The sequence below is a fragment of the Myxococcus sp. AS-1-15 genome (assembly GCF_020037055.1).
Lineage (GTDB): Bacteria > Myxococcota > Myxococcia > Myxococcales > Myxococcaceae > Myxococcus > Myxococcus fulvus.
On the sequence record NZ_JAIQDF010000013.1, the window covers coordinates 13,871 to 39,216 of the forward strand.

Below are 25,346 nucleotides of genomic sequence, written 5' to 3' on the forward strand. Positions count from 1 at the left end.
TCCATCGGCTGGGACGGTGACGCCACCGTCCCATGGGGAGAGCCTCCTGGCATGACCGCTGCTTCGTGTCGCCCCCGCACGCCAGCGAGGGATGACATGAAGGTCGACACCGACGCCTCCACCGACAGCGGTACCTCCACCCGACGGCCCGCCGACGGCGAGCGCTTCCAGCGAGCCCTCCAGGAGTCCGCCCCACGGCGTCCTCCGGCCACCCCACCCCGGCCCGCTCCCGGCGAACCCAAGGCTGCGGCAGGGGTGAAGGCGCGTCCGCCGAGCCTCCCGCTCGGAGCCCGGAGCCTCGCCACCGTCCGAACCACCACCACCGTGCTCTCGACCTCCCGCGGGGTGCTGGCCAGTCCCGAGCGGCTGGGCATGGTCCGACAGGCGATGCACGTCGAGTCCCACCGGCTGGGTGCGGTGCGGAGTGAAGCGCAGGTCCTGAATCAGGAGCGGACCGAGCAGCGCCTCACGGAGCTCGTCGTCCGGGAGGTCTCCCGTCAGGCGGCGCAGCTCCCCACGACGCGCGGGTCGAGCACGCCCAGGACCGAGCCAGTCCCCGTGGACAACCCACGGCCGGTCCCTACCCAGGAGGGCACGCCTTTGGAGGCGCGGCAGTTGGCCCCGGCGTCGACGGGAGCAAGCCCACCCGAGCCACCGAGCCGCGTGGAGTCGACCCTGGAGGTCATCGAGCGCATCGAGGTCCTGGTGAAGTCACAGCGCCCCGCGCTGAGCCTCAGCGTCCGAGGCAGCCTGCACGCCACGGTGGAGGTGGAGCGGACGGGTCCCCGTGAAGTCTCGCTGCGCATCCAGGGCCACCAGGGGCCCGTCCCCGACACGGAGCTCACCCGACTGCGCGAGGCCCTGGAGGCACGCGGGCTCCGGCTGCGTTCGCTGAGCGCGGGCTGAATGAGGCGCCCCGCAATGGCGAAGGCCCTCGCGCCGGAAACAAGCGGGAGGGCCTTCTCGAGACTCACGGGCGCGACAGGCGCCAGCGGACTACTTGCCGGGCGCGTCACTCAGGAGGGAGCGCTTGTCCTCCTTGTCCTTGTACTCCTCGGCCTCGGGGAGGGACGTCTTCTTCTCCGCGATGTTGGGCCACTTGGACGAGAAGTCCGCGTTCAGCGCCTTGTAGTCCTTCCACTTCGCGGGGAGCTCGGTCTCCGGGAAGATGGCCTTGGTGGGGCACACGGGCTCGCACGCGCCACAGTCGATGCACTCGTCCGGGTGGATGACCAGGAAGTTCGCACCCTCGTAGAAACAGTTGACCGGGCAGACCTCGACACAGTCTGTGTACTTGCACTTGATGCAAGGGTCCGCGACGACGTAGGCCATGAAAGCTCTCCTCTAGAAATCTTCAGCGCGTCCGTGGGCGCGCAGACTAATGGTTCGTTACAGGGATGGCACCCTGAATTTGTGCCATCGGTCCGACGCGCGGCGGTGTCAGCCGAGCAACCCCTGGGCCCGCAGCTGCTCGGCCACCAGGATGGACCCACGCGCCGCTCCCATCTTCGTATTGTGGGAGACGAGCACGTACTTGAAGCCGTTCTCCAGGACACCATCCTCGCGCACGCGGCCGACGGTGGTGGCCATGCCTCCATGGGTCTCCCGGTCCAACCGGGGCTGAGGACGGAACGGGTCGTCCAGCACCTCGATCCACCGGGGGGGCGAGGACGGCAGGTCACGGGCCACCTCGGCGCCGCGCCACTCGCGCATCGCCTGGGTGACTTCAGCCACCGTGGCCTTGGTGCCCAGCGAGACGAAGACGGACTCGGTGTGGCCCTCCATCACGGCCACGCGGGTGCAGGTGCAGGAGACCCGGAGGTCGTGGGGCGTGAGGGCGGAGCCGTCCGCGCCCAACGCGCCGAGGATCTTCTTCGTCTCCACCTCGACCTTGTGCTCCTCCTTGGGGATGTAGGGGATGACGTTGTCGAGGATGTCCATGCCGATGACGCCCGGCGAGCGGCCGGCGCCGGACATGGCCTGCAGGCTGGTCATCAGCACGGCCTTCACACCGAAGCGCTCGACGAGCGGCGCGAGCGTCACGGCCAGGCCCGTCGTCGTGCAGTTGGGGCTGGGGACGATGAAGCCCTTCCAGCCGCGGCGGCGCTGCTGCTCGCGCACGAGCGGCGCGTGCGCGGCGTTGACGGGCGGGATGAGCAGCGGGACGTCGTCCTCGTAGCGGAAGGCGCTCGCGGCGGAGAAGACGGGGATGTCCCGGGCCAGCCGGGGCTCGAGCTCCCGGGCGACGTCCGCCTCCACGGCGGAGAAGACCAGGTCGTAGTCCTGGGCCTGGAGCGCGTCGCCGCTGACCACCTGCATGCGGGCGATTTCAGGCGAGAGCGGCTCGGAGACGAACCACGCCGTCATGCCGTTGGCCGTGCGCAGGGCGTCCCCGTAGGATTTTCCCGCCGAGCGAGGCGACGCGGCCAGGCCGGTCAGCTCGATGAAGGGGTGGTTCCTGAGGGCGGCGATGAACTGCTGCCCCGCGAGTCCGGTGGCGCCGATGAGGGCGGCACGAAGCTTGGCCATGGGAACGGTTCTCCAAGGGAGGAAGTCCGCCGCTCCATACACCCTTTGACGACGCACCGCATCCAGGAGAAACCTAACGGTGCAGGCCCGCCACCTGGGCACGGACGTGCCGCTCGGTGGGATAGCCCCCGCGAATCCAGGCGGGGAGGCCTCCGTCGAGGCAGACGGCCTTGCGCCCGTGCATGCGCAGCAGGCGACAGACGCGGCGCACATCCGAGCCGTCCGGCGCGCCGCCACAGAGGACGATGAGCTCGTCGTCGGGCAGCATCCGGTGGTCCCGGGCCACCTCCGTGGGCAACATCCTCAGGGCACCGGGGATGTGCAAGTCGTGGTGCTCCCAGTCGAAGGGGGCCCGGCAGTCGATGACGAGCAGTTCGTCATCTCCCAGGCGCAGGTACAGCTCGGTACACAGGATGGTGGGCTCCACCAACACCTCCGCGGGGGCTCTCCGGTCTCAACCCGGGGCCCCCGGGGCCTCTTCCGTCCCGCCTGGTCGCCTGCCCCTCCCCCACGTCCCGAACGGCCTACAGGCCGAGCTGCTTGGCGATGATTTCGTTCATCACCTCGCTGGCGCCGCCGCCGATGGGCCCCAGGCGGGCGTCGCGCCAGTGACGCTGGATGTCGTACTCCATCATGTAGCCGGCGCCGCCGTGGAGCTGCAGGCACTCGTCCGCGACGCGGCACGCCGTCTCGGTGGCCACCTTCTTGGCCATGGAGGTCTGGGCGACGGCCCACTCCCCCGCCGCGTGCAGCCGGAGCGCGTGGTAGGTGAGCTGGCGCGCGCACTCGCGGGCGGTGAACAGGTCCGCCAGCTTGTGCCGCACCACCTGCATCTGGCTGAGCGACTGGCCGAAGGCGCGGCGCGACTTCACGTGCTCGACGACGCGCTCCAGCATGTCCTCCATGGCGCCCACCGCGCCCAGCGCGAGCGACAGGCGCTCCCACTGGAAGTTGCCCATGATCTGCGAGAAGCCCTGGTCCTCCACCCCCAGCAGGTTCTCCACGGGGATCCGGCAGTCCTCGAAGAACAGCTCGGCGGTGTCCGAGGCGCGCCAGCCCAGCTTCTTGAGCTTGCGGCTCACCGTGAAGCCAGGCGTGTCCTTCTCCACCACCAGCATGGACAGGCCCTTGTGGCCCCTGGAGGGGTCCGTCTTCACGGCCAGGACGATGAAGTCCGCGCGCACGCCGTTGGTGATGTACGTCTTGGAGCCGTTGACGACGTAGTGCGCCCCGTCACGGCGCGCGGTGGTGCGAAGCCCCGCCACGTCCGAGCCGGCGTCCGGCTCCGTGATGCCGAGCGCGCCGATCTTCTCGCCGCGAATCGCGGGGGCGAGCCACCGGCGCTTCTGCGCGTCCGTGCCGAACAGGTGCAGCGGCCCGGTGGAGATGGTGAACTGGGCGCCCAGGCCCGCGGACACCCCACCCGAGCCGCAGCGGCCCAGCTCCTCCAGGAGCACCGCCTCGTAGAGCACGCCGGCGTCCGTGCCGCCGTACGCCTCCGGGTACTTCAGGCCCAGGAAGCCCAGCTCGCCGAAGCGCGCGAAGAGCTCCCGGGGGAACTCCTCCGCCTCCTCCCAGCGCGCCACGTGAGGGAGGATCTCCTTCTCCACCACCGCCCTCACCGTACGGCGAAAGGCCTCGTGCTCCTCCTGGTACACCCCATGCCCATGCAGCATCACGCGACTCCTCGGTCGTCTCGAGCACGCGACGTCCACCCGAGGCGGACATCACCGTTTCCGCGCGAATCGTACCGTCACGTCAGGACCCGGGGGCCGGTTCCGTTGATTCCTTGACCGGGTGGTGGCTGGCTGCGTATAAACCCGGCCCCAAGTCGTCGGCGCCATAGCCAAGTGGTAAGGCAAAGGTCTGCAAAACCTTCATTCCCCGGTTCGAATCCGGGTGGCGCCTCATAGAAAAGGCCCGATGCGGAGAGTCGCTCCGCATCGGGCCTTTTCATTTCCGGGCGTCAGGTGCGCCCTCCCCCGCGGAGCAGGCCGTCGGCCGGGTCAGCAGCCCATCTCGACGGCGCCGATGTCGGGGGCGCCGCCGCAGAACGGCAGGCCCACGTCGACGCCCCGGTCCACGGCCTGGGGACCGGGACCGAAGGCCTCGCCCAGGTCGGCGGAGCCGCTGGAGGACGACGCGTCCCCGGTGGTGGCGAGGAACTGCTCGGTCCCCACCATGGCGCCCTGGCTCTTGAACTGGCCGCTGGCCGCGAAGAGGTTGTTGCCCAGCTTCAGGCCCGGCGCCTGACCGCCCAGGTCCACGGCGACGGAGCCATCCAGGATGTTGTTCTGCACCACCGCGGACTGGGTGGGGCCGCCGGTGCCGTGGCCGATGATGAGGCCGGTCGTCGTGCCGGTGACGGTGTTGTTCACCACCACGGTGCCCTGGGAGTTCTCCAGGCGGATGCCGGTGCCCTCGCCGCCGTTGGCGTTGGAGATGCCGTGCACGCGGTTGCGGCGCACGACGATGCCAGAGGGCACGGGGCCCTCGTGGTTGCCGCCCACGGAGATGCCCTTGGCGCCGTCGTAGATTTCATTGTCCTCCACCAGCACGTTGCTCGCGGAGTAGTGGATGACGACGACGTCCCCCTTCGCGGTGCTCGTGGGGAGGAACTGGTGCATGCGGTTGTTGCGGATGACCACGCCGTAGCAGGTCTTGATGTCCACCGCGTTCTCACGGTTGGCGTAGAAGTGGTTGTTCTCCACGACGAGGCCATCCGCGGGCGGCAGCGAGCTGAAGCCCTCCGGCCCCAGGCACTGCACGGAGTCGCCCGAGTTCGAGTGGATGTCGTTGTTGCGCACGGTGATGTCCTTGGACGTGGGCTGCACGACGACGCCGTGCGAGTCCTGGTTGCCCGTCGTCTTCAGGAAGTCGTGGATGTGGTTGTTCTCGATGATGGCGCCCGTGGCCTTGTTGAAGGTCGTCACGGCCGCGCCGCCGCCACCGTGGTGCAGGTGGGAGTTCACCAGCATGGAGCCGGTGACGTCGCCCTCGAAGGTGACACCGAAGATGGGCTGGCGCTGCACGTCCATCTCGAACCCGTCGATGACCCAGTGCGGCTGGCGCACCTGCACCATGCCGCCGCTGCCGGGGCCCGGGACGATGCGCGGGCTGCCCTCGCCCTGCAGCGTGATCTTCGCGCCCTCGGTGCCCGCCTTCGCGTTGGCACCGATGATGACGCGCTCGGCGTAGGTGCCGGCCTGCACGCGGATGACCTCACCGGGGCCCGCGAGGCTCACGGCCCTGGTGATGGTCTTCAGCGGCTGCGCGGCGCTGCCGTCGCCGTTGTCGTCGCCCGAGGGGCTCACCACCCACTCGCGGGTGAAGGACTGCGCGGAGGCGGGCGCGAGCCCGTTCGCCTGGATGCCCGGCTGCGGCGAGGGCGTGGCGATGACGGCGTGGTCCGCATGGTCCGGCAACGCCTCCACGGGAGTCCCCGCCACGGGCTGCACGCCGATGGCCGGCAGGCTGCCCGTCGTGGGCTGCGACGCGGGCGCGCGCGTCGTGGAGACGCCGGGGATGTTCGGCGTGGGAACGAAGGCATCCAGGCCCGCTGCGTGAGCGGTCGTACCGAGCATGAGCAGGCTGGTGGCCACGGCGGCCACGGGAGTCTTCAGCTTCAGGAAGTTGCCTTTGGAAATTCGCATGAGCAGGACCAACGCGAGACGCGCCGCGTTCTATTCGCCACAGGACAAGTGGACCCGGACGGGCTCACGGGCGTCCGGTCCGTGACACGCCCCGGACTGACGGGTACGGTGTCGCCCCCCGTGCGCACCGCCGTCCCGCTCCTGCTCTCCGCCCTGCTGCTCGCCACCTGCGCGAGCCCCAAGCCGCCGTCCCGAACCACCACCCCGGTGGACGGGCGAGCGGACGAGCGCCAGGAGGTGCCCGTCGACGCGGGCACGCGGCCGCCCGTGGACGCAGGGGCCGCGGACGCGGGCGAGGAGCCCCCTGCTCCCGCGCCGCTCCCGGACGCGCTGTCGCAGGGCATCCCCGGTCCGGGAGAGCTCAAGCGCCTGGACTTCCGAGGCGGAGAGCCCCGGCTGCCCATCCGCCTCATGGAGGGCCGGCGCGAGGCGACGTTCTCGCCCCGAGGGCGGATGCGGATGCGCTTCGGCGGGCCGGAGGACAAGGTGCTGGACGCGGCGGCGGGCACGCGGTGGACGGTGCGCGTGACGCAGGCGGAGGCCGCGGTGCTGTCCGCGCGGGTGCAGCTGAGCGAGCACCGCTTCGCGGACAAGGAGGGCCTGGCCGCGGCGCAGGAGGAGTGGAAGGCGCGAGGCCTCGCGGTGCGCACGCACGTGCTGGGCGCGGTGTACGGCATCGCGGGCAAGGTCATCGACAACCGGCGCACGCTGCTGCTCGTCGACGAGACGCTCACGCCCGAGGAGGCGGCGGCGCGACAGGCGGAGCTGTTGCGCACGTTCGGCGTGCGCACGACGCTGTTCGAGGAGGCGAAGACGCCGGGGCGCGGCATCCTCGAGGTGCGCGACGAGTCCGGCGCGGTGGTGGGGCTGGCGCAGGACCGGCTGGACACGGAGACGCCGGACGGCGCGGGCTTCGACGTGCGCCAGGTGGAGTTCGGCGTGGGCTACGACTTCCACGGCTTCGAGGACCGCACGTTCCGGGGCTCGCTCCAGTTCGCCGTGGACCGCGCGGGCCTGCTCGCGGTGGTCAACGTGGTGCCCCTGGAGGACCTGCTCAAGGGCCTGGTGCCGGCGGAGATCTTCGCGCGCGCCCACTCGGAGGCGCTCAAGGCCCAGGCCGTCACCGCGCGCGGCGAGGTGCTCGCGAAGGTGGGCATCAAGCACCTGGCGGACCCGTACCTGCTCTGCTCGGAGCAGCACTGCGCGGTGTACCGGGGACGCACGGGAGAGGCGGCCAGCACCACCGCCGCGGTGGAGGCCACCCGGGGCGAGGCGCTCTTCAGCGCGGAGGGCCGGCTGGTGGACTCCGTCTACAGCGCGGTGTGCGGCGGCCACACGGAGGACAACGACATCGTCTGGGGCGGCCCTCCGGACCCGAGTCTCCGGGGACGTCCGGACATCCTCGTGCCGGTGGCCTCGGGCCCCTCCCCTTCCCGCCTGGCCGCGTGGCTGGCCACGTCGGAGGTCGGGGCCGCCTGCCGGCTCTCCAGCTTCGCGCAGCCGAGCAAGTTCCGCTGGGAGAAGCGCTTCACGGCGGCCCAGGTGGACGCGCTGGTGGCCCGGCTGGGCGTGGGCCGCGTGCAGGCGATGGAGCTGACCGAGCGGGGCGTGTCCGGCCGGGCGCGGGTGCTGACGCTGTCCGGGGACAAGGGGGCCACGCAGGTGCGTGGAGAGCTGAACATCCGCAGGCTCTTCGGGATGCTCAACAGCAGCATGGCCCTGGTGGACGCCGAGCGGGACGCCGAGGGCCGGCCCACCCACTGGCTTTTCCGTGGCGGCGGCTGGGGCCACGGAGTAGGGATGTGTCAGACTGGCGCCATCGGCCGAGCCGAGGCCGGACATCGCTACCAGGACATCCTCCGCCACTACTTCAATGGTGCTGAAGTCGCCCCCATCTACTGAGTTCGAAAAAGGGGCGCGCGCGGGGAACCGTGCACGTTTCGCGAATGTCCCTCCCAGTCCACCTGTTCTGCCGCGAACGGGACGGGACTAGGCAGCGGGCCCGGAGGTTTATCATCGCGCCGTGAGCACGGGTTCTTCTCCCACAGACTGGCGCCGCAAGCGGCGGCGAGGCTCTCCGTGGCGCTTGGTCGCCGCGGTGGTGCTCGCGCTGCTGGTGCACGGCGGCTACCTGGCCGTCGTCCTGTTCACCGGGACACTCCCGGTGACGCCCCGTGAGCGCAAGGCCGTCACCCGCCCTCCCACCTCCGTGGCCGTCCGGCCGATGACGGAATCCCAGTGGGCGAAGAACCGGGGCCAGGCGAACACCAAGACGCAGCCCAACCTGTCCAGCCGGCCGCGCGTCGAGGAGAAGAAGCCCGAGGAGAAGAAGCCGGAGACGCGCCCCCAGGGACAGGTGGTGGACCTGGCGCCGGGCAACGAGCAGGAGGCCCCGGACGCCAAGTACCTGGCCGAGCACAACAACCGCGTCGACAAGGAGACGCGGGCCCGCGAGCAGACGCCCTTCTACCGCAACGCCATGCCCCAGCGCACCGCCCCCCAGAAGCAGGACGGCGCGGACGTGGAGCCCACGGCGCCGCGCATCGCCGGCAACAACGGCATGGGCAACGATGATCGGCCCCTGGCCGAGGGCGGACAGAAGTTCGCGTTCGAGATCCCCGACATCCACAAGAAGAACGAGGTGAAGGTGAAGTCGGACCCCACCTCGCCGGGTGGCGTCGCGGTGAACAACCAGACCGAGAGCGACGAGCTGACGGGCAACTCGAAGCGGCTGCGCATCCAGCCCGGCACGGGCGGAGAGGAAGAAGGCTCCGCGGGGCGCGTGGGCTCGCCGGGAATCGCCGCGCTGATGCCCTCGCGCGCGGCCATGGACAAGGTGCTGGGCGCCGCGCCCAATGACCACCTGAAGGACGTGGAGGAGGGCGACGGCACCCTGCTCAACTCGCGCGAGTGGAAGTACGCCAGCTTCTTCAACCGCGTGAAGCAGAGCGTGGGCATGCACTGGAACCCGAACGAGTCGCTGCGCCGCAGGGACCCGACGGGCCGCACGTACTCCGGTCGCGACAGGCACACGCTGTTGGAGATCACCCTCGACGAGAAGGGCCGCATCACCGACATCCAGGTGGAGAAGAGCAGCGGCCTGGACTTCCTGGACATGGAGGCGGTGTCCTCGTTCCAGCGCGCGCAGCCCTTCCCCAACCCGCCGCCAGGCCTGTTGGGTGACGACTCCCGGGTGCGCTTCTCCTTCGGGTTCTTCCTGGAGATGGGCGGCGGGCCCCGCATGCGGTTGTTCCGCCAACCCAACTGACGTCGCGCGGAACACGCGGCAGGTCCTCGCGCCCGAGCGCGGTTCTGGTTACGGTGCCGCGCCGTGGACACGACCCTCGCCGACCGGAGCGCCGCGCTCCAGCAACGCAGCCAGCGCATCCGCGGGGTGCTGCTCGCCATCCTCGCGGCCAACTGGGTGGTGGCGGGCGCGAAGCTCGTCTTCGGCCTGCTGAGCCAGTCCGCCGCGGTGACGGCCGACGGCCTGCACTCCTTCATCGACGGCGGCTCCAACGTGCTGGGGCTGGTCGCCATGGGCGTGGCCTCGCGGCCCGCGGACGCGGACCATCCCTACGGACACGGCAAGTTCGAGGCGCTCGCGTCGCTGGGCATCGGCGCGATGATTGGCATCGGCATGTTGGAGCTGGGGCGCATGGCGCTCGACTCGCTCCTGCATGACGTGCACGCGCAGGTGACGCCCGCCATGGCGGTGGTGATGGGGCTGACGCTCGTGGTCAACATCACGGTGACGCGCGTGGAGAGCCACTACGGGCGCAAGTACCAGAGCAGCCTGTTGATGGCGGACGCGAGCCACACGATGTCCGACGTCTACGTCTCGCTGGCGGTGCTCGCGTCGCTGGGGCTGGTGGCGCTGGGCTACCCGAAGGCGGACGGCATCATCGCGCTGGGCGTCATGGTCTTCGTCGCGTGGGTGGCCTACGGCATCGTCCGGCAGGCGGTGGGCATCCTCTCCGACACGGCGCGGTTGGACCCCGCGCAGGTGGCGCAGCACACCATGGGCGTGGCGGGCGTGCGCAGCTGCCGCGACGTGCGCAGCCGGGGCATGGAGGAGAGCGTCTACGTCGACCTGAAGATCGAGGTCGACCCGAACCTCACCACCGCCCAGGCCCACGAGGTGGCGGACCGCGTGGAGCGCACGCTGCACACCGCGTATCCCCAGGTGGTGGACGTGGTGGTGCACGTGGAGCCCGAGCACGACGGCGCCTCGGCACACGCGCGGGCCCCGGCCACCGAGTCCCACTGAAGCCAGTCCCCGCAACGACGAGGGCCGCCTCCCGCTGAGGGAGACGGCCCTTCGGTGTCACGCTCGAGCCCCGAGGGCCCGCGTCAGGCGACGGCGGGCTTGGGCTCCGGCGTCATGTAGTCCTCGATGGGCGGGCACGAGCACACGAGCTTGCGGTCCCCGAGCACGTTGTTGAGGCGGCCCACGGACGGCCAGAACTTGTTCTCGCGCACCCACGCCGCCGGGAACACGGCGAGCTCGCGCGAGTACGGACGGTTCCACTCCGGCCCGGTGATGACGCGAGCGGTGTGGGGCGCGTTCTTCAGGACGTTGTTGTCCTTGGGCATGCGCCCCTCCTCCACGTCGCGAATCTCCTGGCGGATGGCGATCATCGCGTCGCAGAAGCGGTCCAGCTCCGCGCGGGACTCGCTCTCCGTCGGTTCGATCATCAGCGTGCCGGCCACGGGGAAGGACACCGTCGGCGCGTGGAAGCCGTAGTCCATCAACCGCTTGGCCACGTCCTCCACCTCGACGCCGGAGGTCTTCTTCAGCGGGCGCAGGTCGACGATGCACTCGTGCGCCACCCTGCCCCGCTTGCCGCGGTACAGCACCGGGAAGTGCGGCTGGAGCCGCTCGGCGATGTAGTTGGCGTTGAGGATGGCCAGCTTCGTGGCGCGGGTGAGGCCCTCGCCGCCCATCATCGAGATGTAGACCCAGGAGATGAGCAGGATGCTCGCGCTGCCCCACGGGGCCGCGGAGATGGCGCCGATGCCGTCCGAGCCGCCCGTCTGGATGACCGGGTGCCCCGGCAGGTGTTTGACCAGGTGGCTGGCCACGCAGATGGGCCCCATGCCCGGGCCGCCGCCGCCGTGCGGGATGCAGAACGTCTTGTGCAGGTTGATGTGGCAGACGTCCGCACCGACGAGGCCCGGCGCGGTGAGCCCCACCTGCGCGTTGAGGTTGGCGCCGTCCATGTAAACCTGGCCGCCGCGCTCGTGGATGATGGAGCAGATCTCCTTGATCTCCTCCTCGAACACGCCGTGCGTGGACGGGTACGTCACCATCAGCGCCGCCAGCTTGTCCTTGTGCTCCTCGGCGCGGGCGCGCAGGTCCGCCACGTCGATGTTGCCGTTCTCATCGCACTTCGTGACGACGACCTTGTAGCCGGCCATGACGGCGGAGGCTGGGTTGGTGCCGTGCGCGGAGGACGGGATGAGGCACACGTCGCGGTGCCCCTGGCCCCGGCCCTGGTGGTACGCGCGGATGACCAAGAGGCCCGCGTACTCGCCCTGGCTGCCGGCGTTGGGCTGCAGCGAGCAGCCCGCGAAGCCGGTGATGGCGGAGAGCATCTGCTCCAGCTGCTCGAAGATGACCTTGTAGCCGGCCGCCTGCGAGGTGGGCGCGAACGGGTGCAGCCGGCCGAACTGCGGCCACGTCACCGGAATCATCTCCGCGGTGGCGTTGAGCTTCATGGTGCAGCTGCCCAGCGGAATCATCGAGTGCGTCAAGGACAGGTCCTTGGCCTCGAGCCGCCGGATGTAGCGCAGCATCTCCGTCTCGGAGTGGTAGCTGTTGAAGACGCCGTGCGTGAGGAACTCGCTCCGGCGGCGCAGCTCCGGGGAGATGGAGCTCTCCACGTTGGCGCCCACGTCGTCCAGCGACGGCACCTGGGAGGCCTTGCCCGCGCCGGTGGCGAAGGCGGTGAGGATGGCCTCCACGTCGGACGCGCGCGTCGTCTCGTCCAGGGCCACGCCCAGGGTCTTCTCGTCGATGCGGCGGAAGTTCATCCGCGCGGACTCCGCCGCCGCCAGCACCGCGCGCACCTGCGGCGCCGTCAGCTCCACGCACAGCGTGTCGAAGTACTGCTCGTGCCGCGTCTTCAGGCCCAGCTTCGCCAGGCCCCGCGCCAGCACCACCGTCAGCCCGTGCACGCGCTCGGCGATGGCCTTGAGCCCCTTGGGCCCGTGGTAGACGGCGTACATGCTGGCGATGACGGCCAGCAGCACCTGCGCGGTGCAGATGTTGCTCGTCGCCTTCTCGCGGCGGATGTGCTGCTCGCGCGTCTGCAGCGCCATGCGCAGCGCGCGCCGGCCCTGCGCGTCCTCGGACACGCCGATGAGCCGGCCCGGCATCACGCGGGTGTACGCGTTCTTCGTCGCGAAGTAGCCCGCGTGCGGACCGCCGTACCCCATGGGCACGCCGAAGCGCTGCGCGCTGCCCACCGCCACGTCCGCGCCGAACTCGCCCGGGGGCGTCAACAGCGTGAGGCTGAGCAGGTCCGCGGCGACGATGAGCAGGCCGCCCGCGGCGTGAACCTTCTCGCCGAACGCGCGGTAGTCCACCACCGCGCCGTCCGTGGCCGGGTACTGCACCAGCGCGCCCACGTACTTCTTCGCCGTCAGGTCCACCGTGCGGTGGTCGCCGACGACGATTTCGACGCCCAGCGGCTCGGCGCGGGTGCGCACCACGTCCACCGTCTGCGGGTGGCACGCCTCGGAGATGAAGAAGGCGACGCCCGCGTCCTCCCCCTTGACGTGCAGGGCCAGCGACATGGCCTCGGCGGCGGCGGTGCCCTCGTCGAGCAGCGATGCGTTGGCGACCTCCAGCCCCGTCAGGTCCATCACCACCGTCTGGAAGTTGAGCAGCGCCTCCAGCCGACCCTGGGCGATCTCCGCCTGGTAGGGCGTGTACTGCGTGTACCAGCCCGGGTTCTGGAAGATGTTGCGCAGGATGACGTTGGGCGTGTGCGTGTCGTGGTAGCCCATGCCGATGTAGGACCGGAACACCTGGTTCTTCGCGGCGATGGTCTCCAGCTGCGCGAGCAGCTCGTGCTCTCCGCGCGCCTGCCCCAGCCGCAGCGGCTCCTTGGAGCGGATGGCCGGGGGCACGGTCTGGTCGATGAAGGCATCGAGCGAGTCCACGCCCAGCGCGGACAGCATCTGCTTCAGCTCCTGCTCATCCGGACCGATGTGCCGGCCGGCGAACGACTCCTGGTACTTCCAGTTCAGGGACATGGCGGTGGTGACTCGCTGGCGACTCGAAGACATCCGAGTCGGAAAATTCGAGGACCGTCACTAACAACGGCCGCTCGGCGTTTCCCTCTCAGGCGTTCTTGAGCAGCTCGGCGTAGGCGGCGGCGTCCAGCAGCTCGCCCAGCTGGCTGCTGTCCGAGAGCTCGAGCTCGATGATCCACCCGTCACCGTAGGGGTCCTCGTTGAGCGTCTCGGGGCTCGCGGTGAGCTCCTCGTTCACCTTGGTGATGGTGCCGGACAAGGGGCTGAACAGCTCGGAGACGGCCTTCACGGACTCGACGGTGCCGAAGGGCTTGCCCTTCTCCAGCTTGGCGCCCGACTTGGGCAGCTCCACGTAGACGACGTCACCCAGGGTGCTCTGGGCGTGGTGGGTGATGCCCACCACCACCTTGTTGCCCTCGATACGGGCCCACTCGTGCTCTGCGGTGTACTTCAGGTCGCCGGGAATGTTCGCGTCGGACATGGGGTGCTCCTGCCAGGGGGCGGGAAGGGTTCAGGACTTCTTGAGGAAGGGCGTCTTGACGACGACGGCGGGCACGGCGCGGCCGCGGATCTCCACGTCGAACGTGGAGCCTTCGGCGGACAGCTCCGTGGGGACGTAGCCGATGCCGATGGGCTTCTTCACCGTGGGGCCCATGGTGCCGCTGGTGGTCTCGCCCACCAGGGTGCCGTCCTTCTTGATGGGGTAGCCGTGGCGGGGGATGCCGGCGCCGGTCAGCTCGAAGCCCACCAGCTTGCGCTTCACGCCCGCGGCCTTCTGGGCCACCAGCGCGTCCTTGCCGATGAAGCCGCCCGCCTTGTCCAGCTTGACGATCCACCCCAGGCCCGCCTCCAGCGCGGTGTGGGCATCGTCGATGTCGTTGCCGTAGAGGGCGTACTTCATCTCCGTGCGCAGGCTGTCGCGCGCGCCCAGGCCGCAGGGCTTGACGCCGTCCTGCTGGCCTTCCGTGAGCAGCGCGCTCCACAGGGCCGCCGCGTCACCGGGGGCGCAGTACAGCTCGAAGCCGTCCTCGCCCGTGTAGCCGGTGCGGGAGATGATGGCGGGCTTGCCGGCGACCTCGCCCTCGGCGAAGCGGTAGGTGCCCACCTTGGACACGTCCGTCTTCGTCAGCCGCTGCACCAGGCCCACCGCCTTGGGGCCCTGCACGGCGATCTGCGCGTACTCGTCGCCCCGGTCCACGGGGGTGACGCCGCGCGCGTGCTCCTTCATCCACGCGAAGTCCTTCTCGCGGTTGCTGGCGTTGACGCAGATGAGGATGCGCTCGGGGCTGAAGCGGTAGGCGACGACGTCGTCGACGAAGCCTCCCTGCTCGTTGAGCAGGCCCGCATAGACCGCCTGGCCGTCCGCGATGCGGGCGAGGTCATTGGAGATGAGGCCGTTGACCGTCTCCAGCGCGCCCGGGCCTTTGAACTCCACCTCGCCCATGTGCGACACGTCGAAGAGGCCGACGGCGTTGCGCACCGCCTCATGCTCGGCGATGACAGAGGAATACTGCACGGGCATGTCCCAGCCCGCGAAGTCGACCATCCGAGCGCCCAGCGCGCGGTGGGCCTCGTTGAGCGGCGTACGCCGGGTCATCGGCTTCTCCTGAAGGGGGGATGAAAACGGCGCGGACTATAGCCGCGCACCTTCGCCGATCAAGGCCGACGCGGAACGTCTACACTGGGTCCGACATGAAGATTCGTAATCGGTTGAATCCGTCCAACCCTTGCTTCTCCTTCGAGTTCTTCCCCCCGAAGACGGACGAGGGGGTGGCCAACCTGCTCCGGACGCTGGAGGACCTGGCGCCCCTGGAGCCGGGGTTCGTGTCCGTCACGTACGGCGCTGGCGGCAGCACCCGCGACAGGACGCTGGAGCTGGTCAGCCGCATCAAGCAGCAGACGGGCATCGAGGCGATGGCCCACCTGACGTGCGTGGGGCACACCCGGGAGGAGCTGCGGGACGTGCTCCAGCGCCTGGCCGACGCGAAGCTGGACAACGTGCTGGTGCTGCGCGGGGACCCGCCCCAGGGCCAGACGACCTTCCAGCCCACCGAGGGCGGCTTCTCCTATGCGTCGGAGCTGGTGCGATTCATCCGAGAAGAGGATTTCAACTTCTGCCTGGGGGGCGCGTGCTATCCGGAGGGCCACGTGGAGACGGCCTCCCGTGACGACGACCTGCGTCATCTGAAGGCGAAGGTCGACGCGGGGCTGGACTTCGTCGTGACGCAGCTGTTCTTCGACAACGCGTTCTACTTCGACTTCGTGGAGCGGGCCCGCCGCGCGGGCATCAACATCCCCATCGTCCCCGGCATCATGCCCATCACCAACTACGAGCAGGTGCAGCGCTTCACGCGCATGTGCGGAGCCACGGTGCCCATGCGCCTGGGGCTCCAGCTGGAGCGGGTGAAGGACCAGCCGGAGGCGCTGGTGCAGCTGGGCGTGGCGCACGCGACGGTGCAGTGCATGGAGCTGCTGTCGCGCGGCGTGCCCGGCATCCACTTCTATACGCTCAACAAGTCCCCGGCGACGCGGATGATCGTGAGCGCCCTTCGAGCCCATCTATGAGCGGTCCTGGTCTCCATCTTCCCCCCGATGATCCCCGCTACAAGGTCGTGGAGATCATCCGGGCCCCGGCCTTCTTCCTGCTGTGCACCGGGGTGCTGAACGTCTTCTTCAACCTGGCGGGCTTCGTGCTGGCCGCGATGCACGTGACGTCGCCGCTGGTGCCAGCGGGCGCACCCGCGACGACGCTGGAGCTGAGCTGGTCACTGGCGCTGATGCTGGTGGTGGGCATCCTGTGCGGCGTGCTCTCCGCGTGGGGCGCGATGAGCGCGATGAACCTCAAGGGCTACGGGCTGGCCACGGTGGGCGGAATCACGGCGCTCTACATCCTGTCGCCCGCGTGTGTCGTCGGCGTGCCGGTGGCCATCTGGATGCTCTTCACGCTGCGCCGCGAGGGCGTGCGTGAGGCGTTCCGGAGCTGACGGACGGCGCGCGCAAGGGGCACGGAGGAGCCGACAGTCATCCGGCACCCGTGGTCCGGGTGATGGGGACCGGGTGGGGCAGCACTCATTCGGAGCCCCGATGACCGGCCCATCCAGCGTGTCGGCCCGGGGTGCTGGACCGGATGCACCGTCCAGCCCAGTCCTCACGGAGCCGTCATGTCGCCGCGTCACCTGCTGTCCATCCTTCCCGCGCTGCTCGCCGCCGTCCTGCTGCACGCCGCCCCCGCCTCCGCCCAGGTCCAGCTCACGGACATCACCTGCAAGGGGACCGTGAAGCAGACGTGGACGCCGGGGTTGAAGGTGCTGCCCGCGGACGTGCGCTACACGAACGACACGGACTTCACCGAGTGCACGTCGGCGTCCACCAGCATCACCTCCGGGAGGATCCGCGTCGACGAGACGTTCAACAACAGCTGCCTGGCCAATATCGAGCGGGTCGAGGCGGTCATCGAGTGGAGCGACGGGAGCGAGTCCACCGTCTCGCTGCTGGGCATCGGCGTGAACGTCGTGGGCAACCTGCAGATCTTCACCTCGCTCGGCCGGGTGACGTCGGGTCAGTTCGAGGGCGGCCTGGTGTCCCTCACCAACGCGTTCGCCGCCAGGGACTTCCTGCCGTGCCTGACCCCCATGGGCCTGAGGGCACTGCAGGGCAGGACGGCCCTCATCATCAACACGCCGTCACTGCCGCTGCCGCTGCCCCAGCCTTGACGCGGCGGACCGCGCGAGCTTCCGCGCGGCCGATTCCCGACAGGCGCATGGGACCGAAAGGCGGACTGGTGACGCTCCCGGAGGGGCACCACTCATCCGGCGTCCCCGCACCGCCACTGGCGAGCGAGGCACGGACGGCTCACCCCGAGCCGTCCGTTTCCACGGAGCCGACCCATGCCCTCGAAACTCCTCCCCGTCCTCCTGGCCCCGCTCGTCCTCTTCACCCCACCCGCCCGGGCGCAGGTGGGCATGACGGACCTGACGTGCACCGGCGCCGCCTATCAGGCGTGGGACCCGGGCCTGCGGCTGTCGAACCGGGACGTCATCTACTCGAACGAGACGACCTACGAGCGCTGCTCCTCGAGCGATCCGCTCGTCACCTCGGGCAGGCTGGTGGCGCTGGCCCGGCACACCACCAGCTGCGCGTCCAACCTGGGCCCCCTCCAGGCCACCGTGACGTGGGACGACGGCTCCATGTCCACCTTCTCCGTCCAGGGCGCGGGCATCCACAACATCGACGGGACGCGCGCCTACGTGTCCATCGGCATGGTGACGGAGGGCCGCTTCCAGGGCGACGCGGTGGTGATGACCCACGCGCTCTCCACCATGGACCTGGCGCCGTGCCTGTACTCGGGCCTCCACTCGCTGTCGGGCCCGACGACGCTGCGGCTCACCCGGCTGTTCTGAGCCGGGCCGTCACGACGGACAGGCGACACCGCTCGCAGCCTGCGTCCCGGGCAGGCTGACCGTGAAGACGCTGCCCTCCCCCTCGCGGCTCTCCACCCGGAGCGTGCCGCCGTGCTGCCGGAGGGTGGAGGACACCACCGTCAGGCCCAGGCCGGTGCCGTGCTCCTTGGTGGTGAAGAGCGGCTCGAAGATGCGCTCCAGCACGCTCGCCGGAATCCCATCCCCATTGTCGGCCACGCGGATGTGGAAGGCGCGTCCGGTGGCCATCTCCGCGGAGACCTCCACCCTGCCCTCGCGGCCTCGCGGCATGGCCTCCACCGCGTTCTGCACCAGGTTGATGAGCACCTTGCGCAAGAGCTCGCGGTCCACCCAGGGCGGCTCCAGGCCCACGGACACGTGGTTGACCACGTGCACGGCCTCGCGCGCGGGCACCAGGTCGATGACCTCCTCCACCAGCCCATGCAGCGAGCACGGCTGGAGCACCAGCGGCCTGTCACGCACCAGCTCCAGCATCTCCGACGTGAGGCTGGCGCAGACGGACAGCTCCCGCTCGATGATGCCCAGGAAGCGCTGGATCCGCTCGTCCTCCTGCGCGCCACTCACGCTGCGCAGCCGCCGCACCACCGCCGCGTTCGCCGTGCGCGCCGCGGCCAGGGGGTTTCGCAGCTCGTGGCTCACCGTCGCGGTGAGCTGCCCCACCGTCGCGAGCTTCTCCATCCGGGCCACCCGCTCCCGCGAGTCGCGCAGCTCCCGGCCACTGTTCTCCACCAGGCGCACGCGCTCCTGCCGCTCGCGCTCACACGCCCGCTCCAGCAACACCTGCCGCTCCGCGACGCGCGTCATCTCGCGCACCGCGCCCTGACACGCGAGCACCAGCACCGCATCCACCAGCCCCACCCAGAACGTCAGCTCCAGCGCGCCCCACGTCGGCCCGCCCGCGAACGCGGCCCCAGGCTCCGGCCAGCCGATGCTGCGCGCCACGTGCACCACCACCGCCGTCACCCCCGCCGTCACCAGCACGCGGGTGTCCCGGTAGAAGCTCAGGAGCGCCAGCGAGCCGAAGACATGGAAGTACGTCTCCAGCCTCCCACCCGACAGGTGCACGAGCAGCACGGACCACAGCACCTGCGACACCGCCATCACCTGCCGCGTCACCACCGCGCCCGGCCGCAGGAACGCCAGCGTCACCGGGATGATGGACAGGGGCCCGCCCAACAACACCGCCCCCCAGAAGGGCTGGGGCGACAGGTGCGGCTCCGGCCCCCAGGAGGGCATGGACGTCACCCACGCGAGGCCGAGCGCGAAGAGCCACTGGCCCACCATCAGCCCCAGGCACAGCCGGTCCGCGCGGGCCCGCACCGCGGCCAGGTACTCCGCCACCACCGCTCGCACACGCGCCGCCATCGCCCCATCGGACGACAGCGAGGCCAACCGCCCGGACTCCGTCGTCGGCACGGTGGGACTCGAGCGGGACTCCCGCTTGCCCGCATGAGCCGACGTCGCCCGGCCCACGAGCGATTCCACTTCAAGATTGGTCGCCATCCTCAGGCTCACCCCGGCCGTACTGGCCCCTCAGGATCCGCGCCATCTTAACGCGACGCACCTATCCAGCAATACAGTTATTTCCACTTAGACCGGTTGTGGTGCCGACGACATCTTCGTCGCGCTCCAGGACCAGCCGACACCCTGGCTGCAATGACAGGCACTGTACCCAGGTACAATTCCAAAGCCAGACGTCCACACATCCCCACAATCCCGTTTTGAATCGAGTTGCAGGAAATCACCCGGGTCATATCATCCGCGCGTGGTGCTGGCGTAAGGACCCGGCTCGAAGCCTGTCGGAGTCAGAAGGGCGATTCCAACCCGGGCCCGAGGTCCCGCCGACGGCTGGCGTTGGTTCAGGGCTCCGCTCCGCCCCCGGGGGGGTGGGCGGAGTGGAGCCCGTGGTTTCACTGCGCCGAGGGGCTCGCGTGGTGCGCCAGCAGCTTGCGCAGCAGCGGCGCCACCAGCTCGGTGCCCCGCATGGCCGAGCGCCAGCGCGAAGGAATCGCCCGCACGCCCCCGAGCACGCCCGCGATTCCGCCGGCCACCGCGGCCGTGGTGTCGGTGTCGTGGCCCAGGCGGATGGCGCCGCGGACCACGCCTTCAAAGTCACCGCCCGTGGCCACGCAGTCGCGCGCCGAGCGCAGGCAGTCCACCACGTAGCCGGTGCCGTGACCCGGCGTGTCCTCGGCGCCGAGCGGGAGGATGGCGCCGTCCAGCTCCTCGCGGGCCTCGCTGCCCGGTGGGTACAGCGCGCGCATGCCCGACACGGCCTCGTCCCAGGGACGCGCGGCGCCCTCCAGCGCGCGGCGGGCCCAAAGACAGTACAGGGCGCAACACACGCGAGCGCGTACGTGGCCATGTGTCACCAGGGACTGGTGCATCGCATCCGAGACGAGCTGGGCGTCACTGCCCCGGTGCCACAGGGCCAGCGGCAGCACGCGCATCAAGGAGCCGTTGCCGTTGTCCTGGACGCCCGAGGGGCCGGCGCTCGTGGCGGGGGCGCCGGCGCGAAACATCGCCAGGGCCCGGTCCGTCTGGATGCCCACGTCGAAGACCTGCCCGTCCACGGCCAGGTAGCCCCACTCGCGCCAGTTCACCAGCCGCCGGCCCAGGTCGTCCAGGTCCAGGTGGCCCTTGAAGAGCAACGAGTCCAGCAGGCACAGCGCATGGGCGCCGTCGTCCGACCACGTCCCCGCCGGCACGCCCGGGTGCGCGCGGTGGAAGCCCGCGGGCGGCTCCAGCTCGATGTCGCGCGCCGGGGGTATCGCCTCCGGGGCGTGGAACTCATAGGGCACCCCCAGGGCATCTCCCACGAGCAACCCCCAGAGCCCGCCCTCCAGCCGCTCCTCACGCGATGGCACGCTCGTCCTCCCTCGAACCGACAGGAGGCGACGCTCCCGCCGAGCCCTCCCGGCGTCAAGCCCCGCCAGCGGCCTGGCTGGACGCATGCGGCCGGACGGGCGGAGGCCTCCGCGCCCGAGCGCGACATCGGGGCGATGTGCCCTGGCGACGCGCTCCGCACCTTCGTTCCCTGAAGAGTCGTTCGCACCGGAGCCCGGAGCTCCATGCCGTCCGAGAGCGACTCCCCGCACCGGGGCGACTGGTGCCGAACGAAGCGGAGGAGAAATCACATGTTCAACCTCATCGACATGGTGCGTGAGCGTTTCACGGGCAACGTGATGCAGAAGATGGGGTCCTCGCTGGGTGAGGACCCGATGTCGCTGGGCCGGGCCCTGCCGGGCGCCATCGCCGCGATTGGCGGGAGCGTGGCGGAGCGGGGCTCCACCGAGGGCGGCGCGCAGCGGCTCTTGTCCCAGCTCAACGAAGGCGGCTTCACGGGGCCCAACGCGGGCAACGAGGACATCTTCGCGCCGGACATGGCTGAGCGCGGACAGGGCATGCTCAGCGGGCTGTTCGGCGACAAGCTGGGCGCCGTCTCCAGCGCGCTGGGCCGCACGGGCGGCTTCAGCAACAGCAGGTCCGCCACGGGGATGATGGCCATGGTGGCGCCCATGGTGATGGGGGTCATCGGCAAGCACGTGCGCGACAACCGCATGGGCGCCTCCGGCCTGTCGCAGCTGTTGGGCGGCCAGCGATCCCTGCTCGCGGCGGCGATGCCCGCGGGCCTGGGCAGCATCCTGGGCATGGGCGGCGCGGGGCCCCGCGTCGTCGAGGAGGTCCAGGAGGCGCGCTCCATCCCCACGGTGGAGACGGTGCGCCGGCAGCAGCCCATCGAGCGGATGCCCGTGCACCATGACGAGCCCAAGAAGCGCAACCTGGGCTGGGTCATCCCGGTGGCGCTGCTCGCGCTCCTGGCCGGGTGGTTCCTCACCCGCTCGCGGCGCGACGAGCCCCGCCGGCAGCAGGCCAGCGTCACCCAGCCGGCGCCGCGCCAGCAGACGGACACCGGCGTGGGCGGCGCGGGCACCGCGGGCATGAGCACGCCCACCATCGCCCGGGACGCGCAGACGATGCGCCAGGCCATCGAGGGGGGCGCGAAGAGCTTCGTGCTCGCCGGCGTGGGCTTCGAGGAGGGCTCCGCGCGCCTGACGCCGCAGAGCGACGCGAGCGTGGGGCAGCTGGCCTCCGTGCTGCGCGAGAAGCCCAACGCGCGCGTGCGCATCGAGGGGCACACCGACTCCACCGGCGACGCGAACGTGAACCGGCAGCTGGCCCAGCAGCGCGCGGAGGCGGTGCGCTCGGCGCTCGTCGCGGACGGCATCTCCGCCAACCGCGTGGACGTGGCCGCCGTGGGCTCCGGGCAGCCGGTGGCGTCCAACGACACGGCGCAGGGGCGCGACATGAACCGCCGCATCGAGGTCCAGGTCCTGAGCCGCTGAAGCGCCCTCCCCTCCCTGGGCATCCAGGCCCCTCGCGCGAGCCCTCGCGCGGGGGGCTTGTCGCATCGCGGCGTCCGCCCTGGATGCCTTTTCCATGCGACACGTCCCGTCAGGCCCCGTTTCCTCCAGGCGTGGTCCTCGAGGAACGACCAGAAAACGCCAGAACGCCCCCGGCCCGCAGCGCGGGCTGTGCATTGGCCGTCACCTCGCGCCAAGGCCGTCTGCACGCGTCGCGCCCTGGCCCTCCGTCTGGAGGCGCCCTCAACTGTCCCCACAAGGACAGCGCACACCGACTCGCGTCGCAGCCAGGCGGGCTTTCCAGGCTACGCGGTTTGCCTCACTTTCAAGGGGAGGCAGCCCGGGCGCGAAGTGGCGCGGGTCGCGAGTTCCATGACGGGGGGAGTCCATGACTGTGATTGCGTTCCGGAGCCGGGAGAGGGAGGTCCTGGACCCTGGCTGTGAGCTGGAGCGCCGGCTGGGGCTGGCCGCGAGCGAGGACCGCGCGCGCGGCATGTTCTTCCTGGGCGTGCTGGACGTGGTGCGGCGCGAGGCGGGTGAGACGCAGGCGGCGCGATGTCTGGCGGCGTCCGGGGAGCGGCGCTTCGTGCCGTTCTTCCTCTACCCCGTCAGCGCGTTCCTGCGGATGTCCTTCGCGGCGGCGGAGATCCTGGCGCCAAGGTTGGGAGGCTTCGAGACGGCGATGCGCATCATCGGCGCGCAGGCCACCCATGACTTCCTGGACTCGGTGGTGGGGCGCAGCTTCCTGATGCTGGCGGCGGGAGATCCGCGTCGGCTCGTGAACAACCTGCCGTCGGGCTACCGCACGGCCGTCACGTACGGCGAGCGCCATGTCACGTGGAAGGGCCACCAGGAGGGCTGCATCAACGTGTTCAGGGACTTCATGCCGCACACCTACCACGAGGGGGTGTTGCTGGCGGTGTTGCAGGCGGTGGGCACGCGGGTGGCGCGGGTGCGTGGACGACCGCTGAGCCTCCTGGATTGCGAGTACGTCGTGTCCTGGGCGTAGGAAGCGACGCAATCTCATCCGGGACATGGACGTGAGCACGCAATCGGAAGAGGCGGCGCAGGCGGGCTCCGAGCCCGGCAGGGTGGTGGATCCGCTCACGCAGCTCGCGCGGAGGCTGGCCTCGGCCACCGCCCAGGACAAGACGCGGGGCATGTTCTTCCTGGGCACGCTGGACGTGGTGCGCGCCATCGCCGGCGAGGCGACGCGGGAGCGCTGCGCGCGGGCCTCGAAGGAGCGCAGGTTCGTCCCGTTCTTCCTCTACCCCGTCAATGACTTCCTGCGGCTGACGTACTGCGCGGCGGGGTTGCTCGCGCCCCGGCTGGGGGGCTTCGACGCGGCGATGAAGACCCTGGGCGAGAAGGCCACGAACGACTTCCTGGAGTCCGCGGTGGGCCGCACGCTCTTGAGCGTGGCCAATGGCTCACCGCGAAGGCTGGTGGACAACATGCCGTGGGGTTACGCGGCGTCCGTCAGCTACGGGAAGCGGACCGTGTCATGGAGCAGCGAGCGCGAGGGCTGCCTGCACGTGCGTGGGGACTTCATGCCGCCGCCGTATCACCACGGCGTGCTGAGGGCGGCGCTCGAGGCCCTCGGCGCGCGACACGTGCGCATCGAGGGCCGCGAGCTGGACCTGCTCGACTGTGATTACTCGTTGGCGTGGGAGTGAGGCGCCACGCGCACGGCGGCGGTCACTCGTTCTGGCTGATGTACTGGATGATGGCCGCGTAGAACGAGCGCTCGCTGAAGAGGTCCGGCCCGAAGCCCACGACATCCAGGTGGTCCTGGTCGATGACGCTGGACAGGGACGTCATCTGCGCGGGGCCCGGCGCGTTCAGGTCCGTGACGGGGCCGAGGGACGCATCCACGGTGACGGCGCCCAGGCCCAGCAGGTTCTCGGTGTAGCGCAGGCGCGGGCCCATCTGCTGCGAGTTGATGCCGACGACGCCGTCGTCATCGCGCTCGTCGCGGATGCCGTCGCCCTGCCCCGCGGCGCCGTCATTGTCGCAGTCATCCACGCAGTACCCATCCCCGTCGATGTCATAGACGGTCTTCTGGACGAGCAGGAAGACGGGGCTGACGTCCAACCCCGCCTGCGCGGTCATCAACGACGCGTAGTGGGACGCATAGCGCGGGTCCATGGGGTGGTTCTGGTTGAACGCCTTCGCGCCGGTGGTGACGCCGTCATTGGCGTCGTAGTCGTCGTAGACGAGCTGCTTGAGGGCCGCGAAGCCGTCATTGCCCGCCTCGTAGATGATGTTCCCGTAGACCGCCGCCAGGAGGTTGGCCAGCTCCGTCACGGTGGGGTTCAGGTCCAGCACGAACTTCGCCACGGGCGAGCCCCGATGCGGCGAGGAGACGCTCACCAGGACATCCACCACGGGCCGTCCCCGCCGCTCGGCGAGCACCCGCGCCGCCTTGCGCGCGTCGATTCCGCCCTGCGAGTGACCGATGAGGTTCACCCGCGCCGCGCCCGTCGTCGCCAGCACGCCCTCGATGTCGGACGCCAGGTCCAGCCCGCGGACATCCGAGTTGTGGAAGGCCAGGACCTGCGCGGCGAAGGCCTTCTGTCCGGGATTCAGGAAGGGATTGCAGGCCAGCTCCAGCAGCTCGTCACAGGCGTCTCCCACGAAGCTGCCCAGCTCGTCCCCGAAGTAGTCGAGCACCAGCAGCTTGTCGAACCCGGCAAGGCCATGCGCGAAGACCACCGGATGTTGCGTGCGCTGTGCGCGCTGGGCCCACGCCGTCTGCGGCCCCGCGATGAACCAGACACAGGCCAGCAGTCCCACGCTTCGAATGACATTCATGTCGCGACTCCATGCCCGCGGCACTCGCCGGGCGCAACGCCATGCGGGCATCCCCCTTTCCCGCACGGCTCGTGTCCGGCCCGCTGAAACCAGGCAGGGGCCCGCCGACGGTCAAGGTGCGGCGCGAGACGACGGGCCAGGGTGGCCCGGGCGGAGGACTCGCCGGTGAGCGTCTGTCTTTCTTACGAGGGAGCCGCCGACGGCGCGGGCATGGGCGCCAGCGACGTCCTGAAACACACACACCCGCCATGATGCCTCACGGAGGCGTTCACTCCGTGAGTCTG

General features: G+C 70.3%; 22 protein-coding genes and 1 tRNA gene. 12 read left to right on the forward strand and 11 right to left on the reverse strand.

The features are described 5' to 3' along the window. Positions 1-96 precede the first annotated feature (96 nt). Positions 97-906, forward strand: a complete 810-nt coding sequence (locus K8625_RS29995) for a hypothetical protein (RefSeq protein ID WP_223784646.1) — start codon at positions 97-99, stop codon at positions 904-906. A gap of 90 nt (positions 907-996) precedes the next feature. On the opposite strand, the gene fdxA is transcribed toward K8625_RS29995, so the two are convergent. From fdxA to K8625_RS30015, 4 genes are all read right to left on the reverse strand, one after another. Beyond that, positions 997-1,332 carry a ferredoxin FdxA gene (gene fdxA / locus K8625_RS30000; RefSeq protein WP_223751727.1) on the reverse strand — a complete coding sequence of 112 codons (336 nt, stop codon included), beginning with the start codon at positions 1,330-1,332 and terminating at the stop codon, positions 997-999. A gap of 108 nt (positions 1,333-1,440) precedes the next feature. Next, entirely contained in the window at positions 1,441-2,529 is a 1,089-nt protein-coding gene (gene asd, locus K8625_RS30005) for an aspartate-semialdehyde dehydrogenase (RefSeq protein WP_223784647.1), read from the reverse strand. A gap of 73 nt (positions 2,530-2,602) precedes the next feature. Continuing rightward, positions 2,603-2,956, reverse strand: coding sequence for a rhodanese-like domain-containing protein (locus tag K8625_RS30010; protein WP_223751729.1), 354 nt, complete (start codon positions 2,954-2,956; stop codon positions 2,603-2,605). A 97-nt stretch (positions 2,957-3,053) separates the two neighbouring features. Beyond that, positions 3,054-4,205 carry an acyl-CoA dehydrogenase family protein gene (locus K8625_RS30015; protein ID WP_223784648.1) on the reverse strand — a complete coding sequence of 384 codons (1,152 nt, stop codon included), beginning with the start codon at positions 4,203-4,205 and terminating at the stop codon, positions 3,054-3,056. A 160-nt stretch (positions 4,206-4,365) separates the two neighbouring features. Between K8625_RS30015 and K8625_RS30020 the strand changes: the two genes are divergently transcribed. Then, a tRNA-Cys gene (locus tag K8625_RS30020) sits at positions 4,366-4,437 on the forward strand. A 98-nt stretch (positions 4,438-4,535) separates the two neighbouring features. Here K8625_RS30020 and K8625_RS30025 read toward each other — a convergent pair. Beyond that, positions 4,536-6,182: a nitrous oxide reductase family maturation protein NosD gene (locus K8625_RS30025; protein WP_223784649.1), complete on the reverse strand. Its 1,647-nt coding sequence runs from the start codon at positions 6,180-6,182 to the stop codon at positions 4,536-4,538. Positions 6,183-6,302: 120 nt separating this feature from the next. Here K8625_RS30025 and K8625_RS30030 point away from each other — a divergent pair, with 120 nt between their 5' ends. The 3 genes from K8625_RS30030 (at position 6,303) to K8625_RS30040 (ending at position 10,452) form a co-directional block, all read left to right on the forward strand. Beyond that, the gene (locus tag K8625_RS30030; protein WP_223784650.1) at positions 6,303-8,084 is read left to right on the forward strand and encodes a SpoIID/LytB domain-containing protein; all 1,782 of its coding nucleotides are present in this window, start codon (positions 6,303-6,305) and stop codon (positions 8,082-8,084) included. Positions 8,085-8,205: 121 nt separating this feature from the next. Continuing rightward, complete coding sequence (locus K8625_RS30035) at positions 8,206-9,450, forward strand: energy transducer TonB (RefSeq protein WP_223751733.1); 1,245 nt, start codon at positions 8,206-8,208, stop codon at positions 9,448-9,450. 63 nt (positions 9,451-9,513) lie between these two features. Continuing rightward, entirely contained in the window at positions 9,514-10,452 is a 939-nt protein-coding gene (locus K8625_RS30040) for a cation diffusion facilitator family transporter (protein WP_223751734.1), read from the forward strand. 83 nt (positions 10,453-10,535) lie between these two features. On the opposite strand, the gene gcvP is transcribed toward K8625_RS30040, so the two are convergent. The 3 genes from gcvP to gcvT form a co-directional block, all read right to left on the reverse strand. After that, entirely contained in the window at positions 10,536-13,445 is a 2,910-nt protein-coding gene (gcvP, locus tag K8625_RS30045; RefSeq protein ID WP_223751735.1) for an aminomethyl-transferring glycine dehydrogenase, read from the reverse strand. An 88-nt stretch (positions 13,446-13,533) separates the two neighbouring features. Continuing rightward, positions 13,534-13,926 (reverse strand): glycine cleavage system protein GcvH, encoded by a 393-nt coding sequence (gene gcvH / locus K8625_RS30050; RefSeq protein WP_223751736.1) that lies wholly within the window; start codon positions 13,924-13,926, stop codon positions 13,534-13,536. A gap of 30 nt (positions 13,927-13,956) precedes the next feature. After that, positions 13,957-15,042, reverse strand: coding sequence for a glycine cleavage system aminomethyltransferase GcvT (gene gcvT / locus K8625_RS30055; RefSeq protein WP_223784651.1), 1,086 nt, complete (start codon positions 15,040-15,042; stop codon positions 13,957-13,959). A gap of 95 nt (positions 15,043-15,137) precedes the next feature. Between gcvT and metF the strand changes: the two genes are divergently transcribed. From metF to K8625_RS30075, 4 genes are all read left to right on the forward strand, one after another. Beyond that, positions 15,138-16,010 carry a methylenetetrahydrofolate reductase [NAD(P)H] gene (gene metF / locus K8625_RS30060; protein ID WP_223751738.1) on the forward strand — a complete coding sequence of 291 codons (873 nt, stop codon included), beginning with the start codon at positions 15,138-15,140 and terminating at the stop codon, positions 16,008-16,010. Beyond that, positions 16,007-16,429 (forward strand): hypothetical protein, encoded by a 423-nt coding sequence (locus K8625_RS30065; RefSeq protein WP_223751739.1) that lies wholly within the window; start codon positions 16,007-16,009, stop codon positions 16,427-16,429. Before metF ends, K8625_RS30065 begins: the two co-directional genes overlap by 4 nt. A gap of 177 nt (positions 16,430-16,606) precedes the next feature. After that, positions 16,607-17,158: a hypothetical protein gene (locus tag K8625_RS30070; protein WP_223784652.1), complete on the forward strand. Its 552-nt coding sequence runs from the start codon at positions 16,607-16,609 to the stop codon at positions 17,156-17,158. Between the two features lie 174 nt (positions 17,159-17,332). Then, complete coding sequence (locus tag K8625_RS30075) at positions 17,333-17,845, forward strand: hypothetical protein (RefSeq protein WP_223784653.1); 513 nt, start codon at positions 17,333-17,335, stop codon at positions 17,843-17,845. A 9-nt stretch (positions 17,846-17,854) separates the two neighbouring features. On the opposite strand, the gene K8625_RS30080 is transcribed toward K8625_RS30075, so the two are convergent. Further along, on the reverse strand, positions 17,855-19,387 hold the full coding sequence (locus tag K8625_RS30080; RefSeq protein ID WP_223751742.1) for a sensor histidine kinase: 1,533 nt from the start codon (positions 19,385-19,387) through the stop codon (positions 17,855-17,857). Positions 19,388-19,794: 407 nt separating this feature from the next. Beyond that, positions 19,795-20,751, reverse strand: coding sequence for an ADP-ribosylglycohydrolase family protein (locus tag K8625_RS30085; RefSeq protein WP_223784654.1), 957 nt, complete (start codon positions 20,749-20,751; stop codon positions 19,795-19,797). A gap of 270 nt (positions 20,752-21,021) precedes the next feature. Here K8625_RS30085 and K8625_RS30090 point away from each other — a divergent pair, with 270 nt between their 5' ends. The 3 genes from K8625_RS30090 (at position 21,022) to K8625_RS30100 (ending at position 23,924) form a co-directional block, all read left to right on the forward strand. Beyond that, positions 21,022-22,230 (forward strand): OmpA family protein, encoded by a 1,209-nt coding sequence (locus K8625_RS30090; protein WP_223751744.1) that lies wholly within the window; start codon positions 21,022-21,024, stop codon positions 22,228-22,230. A gap of 406 nt (positions 22,231-22,636) precedes the next feature. Then, positions 22,637-23,257, forward strand: a complete 621-nt coding sequence (locus tag K8625_RS30095) for a TIGR02265 family protein (protein ID WP_046713278.1) — start codon at positions 22,637-22,639, stop codon at positions 23,255-23,257. Positions 23,258-23,288: 31 nt separating this feature from the next. After that, positions 23,289-23,924: a TIGR02265 family protein gene (locus K8625_RS30100; protein WP_223784655.1), complete on the forward strand. Its 636-nt coding sequence runs from the start codon at positions 23,289-23,291 to the stop codon at positions 23,922-23,924. Positions 23,925-23,946: 22 nt separating this feature from the next. On the opposite strand, the gene K8625_RS30105 is transcribed toward K8625_RS30100, so the two are convergent. Further along, positions 23,947-25,062, reverse strand: coding sequence for a triacylglycerol lipase (locus tag K8625_RS30105; RefSeq protein ID WP_223784656.1), 1,116 nt, complete (start codon positions 25,060-25,062; stop codon positions 23,947-23,949). Positions 25,063-25,346: the final 284 nt, after the last annotated feature.

Bases quoted from the DNA above. Each gene is read 5' to 3' on its own strand.
- K8625_RS29995 (WP_223784646.1), top strand. From the start codon at position 97: ATGAAGGTCGACACCGACGCCTCCACCGACAGCGGTACCTCCACCCGA.
- fdxA (WP_223751727.1), bottom strand. From the start codon at position 1,332: ATGGCCTACGTCGTCGCGGACCCTTGCATCAAGTGCAAGTACACAGAC.
- asd (WP_223784647.1), bottom strand. From the start codon at position 2,529: ATGGCCAAGCTTCGTGCCGCCCTCATCGGCGCCACCGGACTCGCGGGG.
- K8625_RS30015 (WP_223784648.1), bottom strand. From the start codon at position 4,205: ATGCTGCATGGGCATGGGGTGTACCAGGAGGAGCACGAGGCCTTTCGC.
- K8625_RS30025 (WP_223784649.1), bottom strand. From the start codon at position 6,182: ATGCGAATTTCCAAAGGCAACTTCCTGAAGCTGAAGACTCCCGTGGCC.
- gcvP (WP_223751735.1), bottom strand. From the start codon at position 13,445: ATGTCCCTGAACTGGAAGTACCAGGAGTCGTTCGCCGGCCGGCACATC.
- gcvH (WP_223751736.1), bottom strand. From the start codon at position 13,926: ATGTCCGACGCGAACATTCCCGGCGACCTGAAGTACACCGCAGAGCAC.
- gcvT (WP_223784651.1), bottom strand. From the start codon at position 15,042: ATGACCCGGCGTACGCCGCTCAACGAGGCCCACCGCGCGCTGGGCGCT.
- metF (WP_223751738.1), top strand. From the start codon at position 15,138: ATGAAGATTCGTAATCGGTTGAATCCGTCCAACCCTTGCTTCTCCTTC.
- K8625_RS30065 (WP_223751739.1), top strand. From the start codon at position 16,007: ATGAGCGGTCCTGGTCTCCATCTTCCCCCCGATGATCCCCGCTACAAG.
- K8625_RS30070 (WP_223784652.1), top strand. From the start codon at position 16,607: ATGTCGCCGCGTCACCTGCTGTCCATCCTTCCCGCGCTGCTCGCCGCC.
- K8625_RS30075 (WP_223784653.1), top strand. From the start codon at position 17,333: ATGCCCTCGAAACTCCTCCCCGTCCTCCTGGCCCCGCTCGTCCTCTTC.
- K8625_RS30080 (WP_223751742.1), bottom strand. From the start codon at position 19,387: ATGGCGACCAATCTTGAAGTGGAATCGCTCGTGGGCCGGGCGACGTCG.
- K8625_RS30090 (WP_223751744.1), top strand. From the start codon at position 21,022: ATGTTCAACCTCATCGACATGGTGCGTGAGCGTTTCACGGGCAACGTG.
- K8625_RS30095 (WP_046713278.1), top strand. From the start codon at position 22,637: ATGACTGTGATTGCGTTCCGGAGCCGGGAGAGGGAGGTCCTGGACCCT.
- K8625_RS30105 (WP_223784656.1), bottom strand. From the start codon at position 25,062: ATGAATGTCATTCGAAGCGTGGGACTGCTGGCCTGTGTCTGGTTCATC.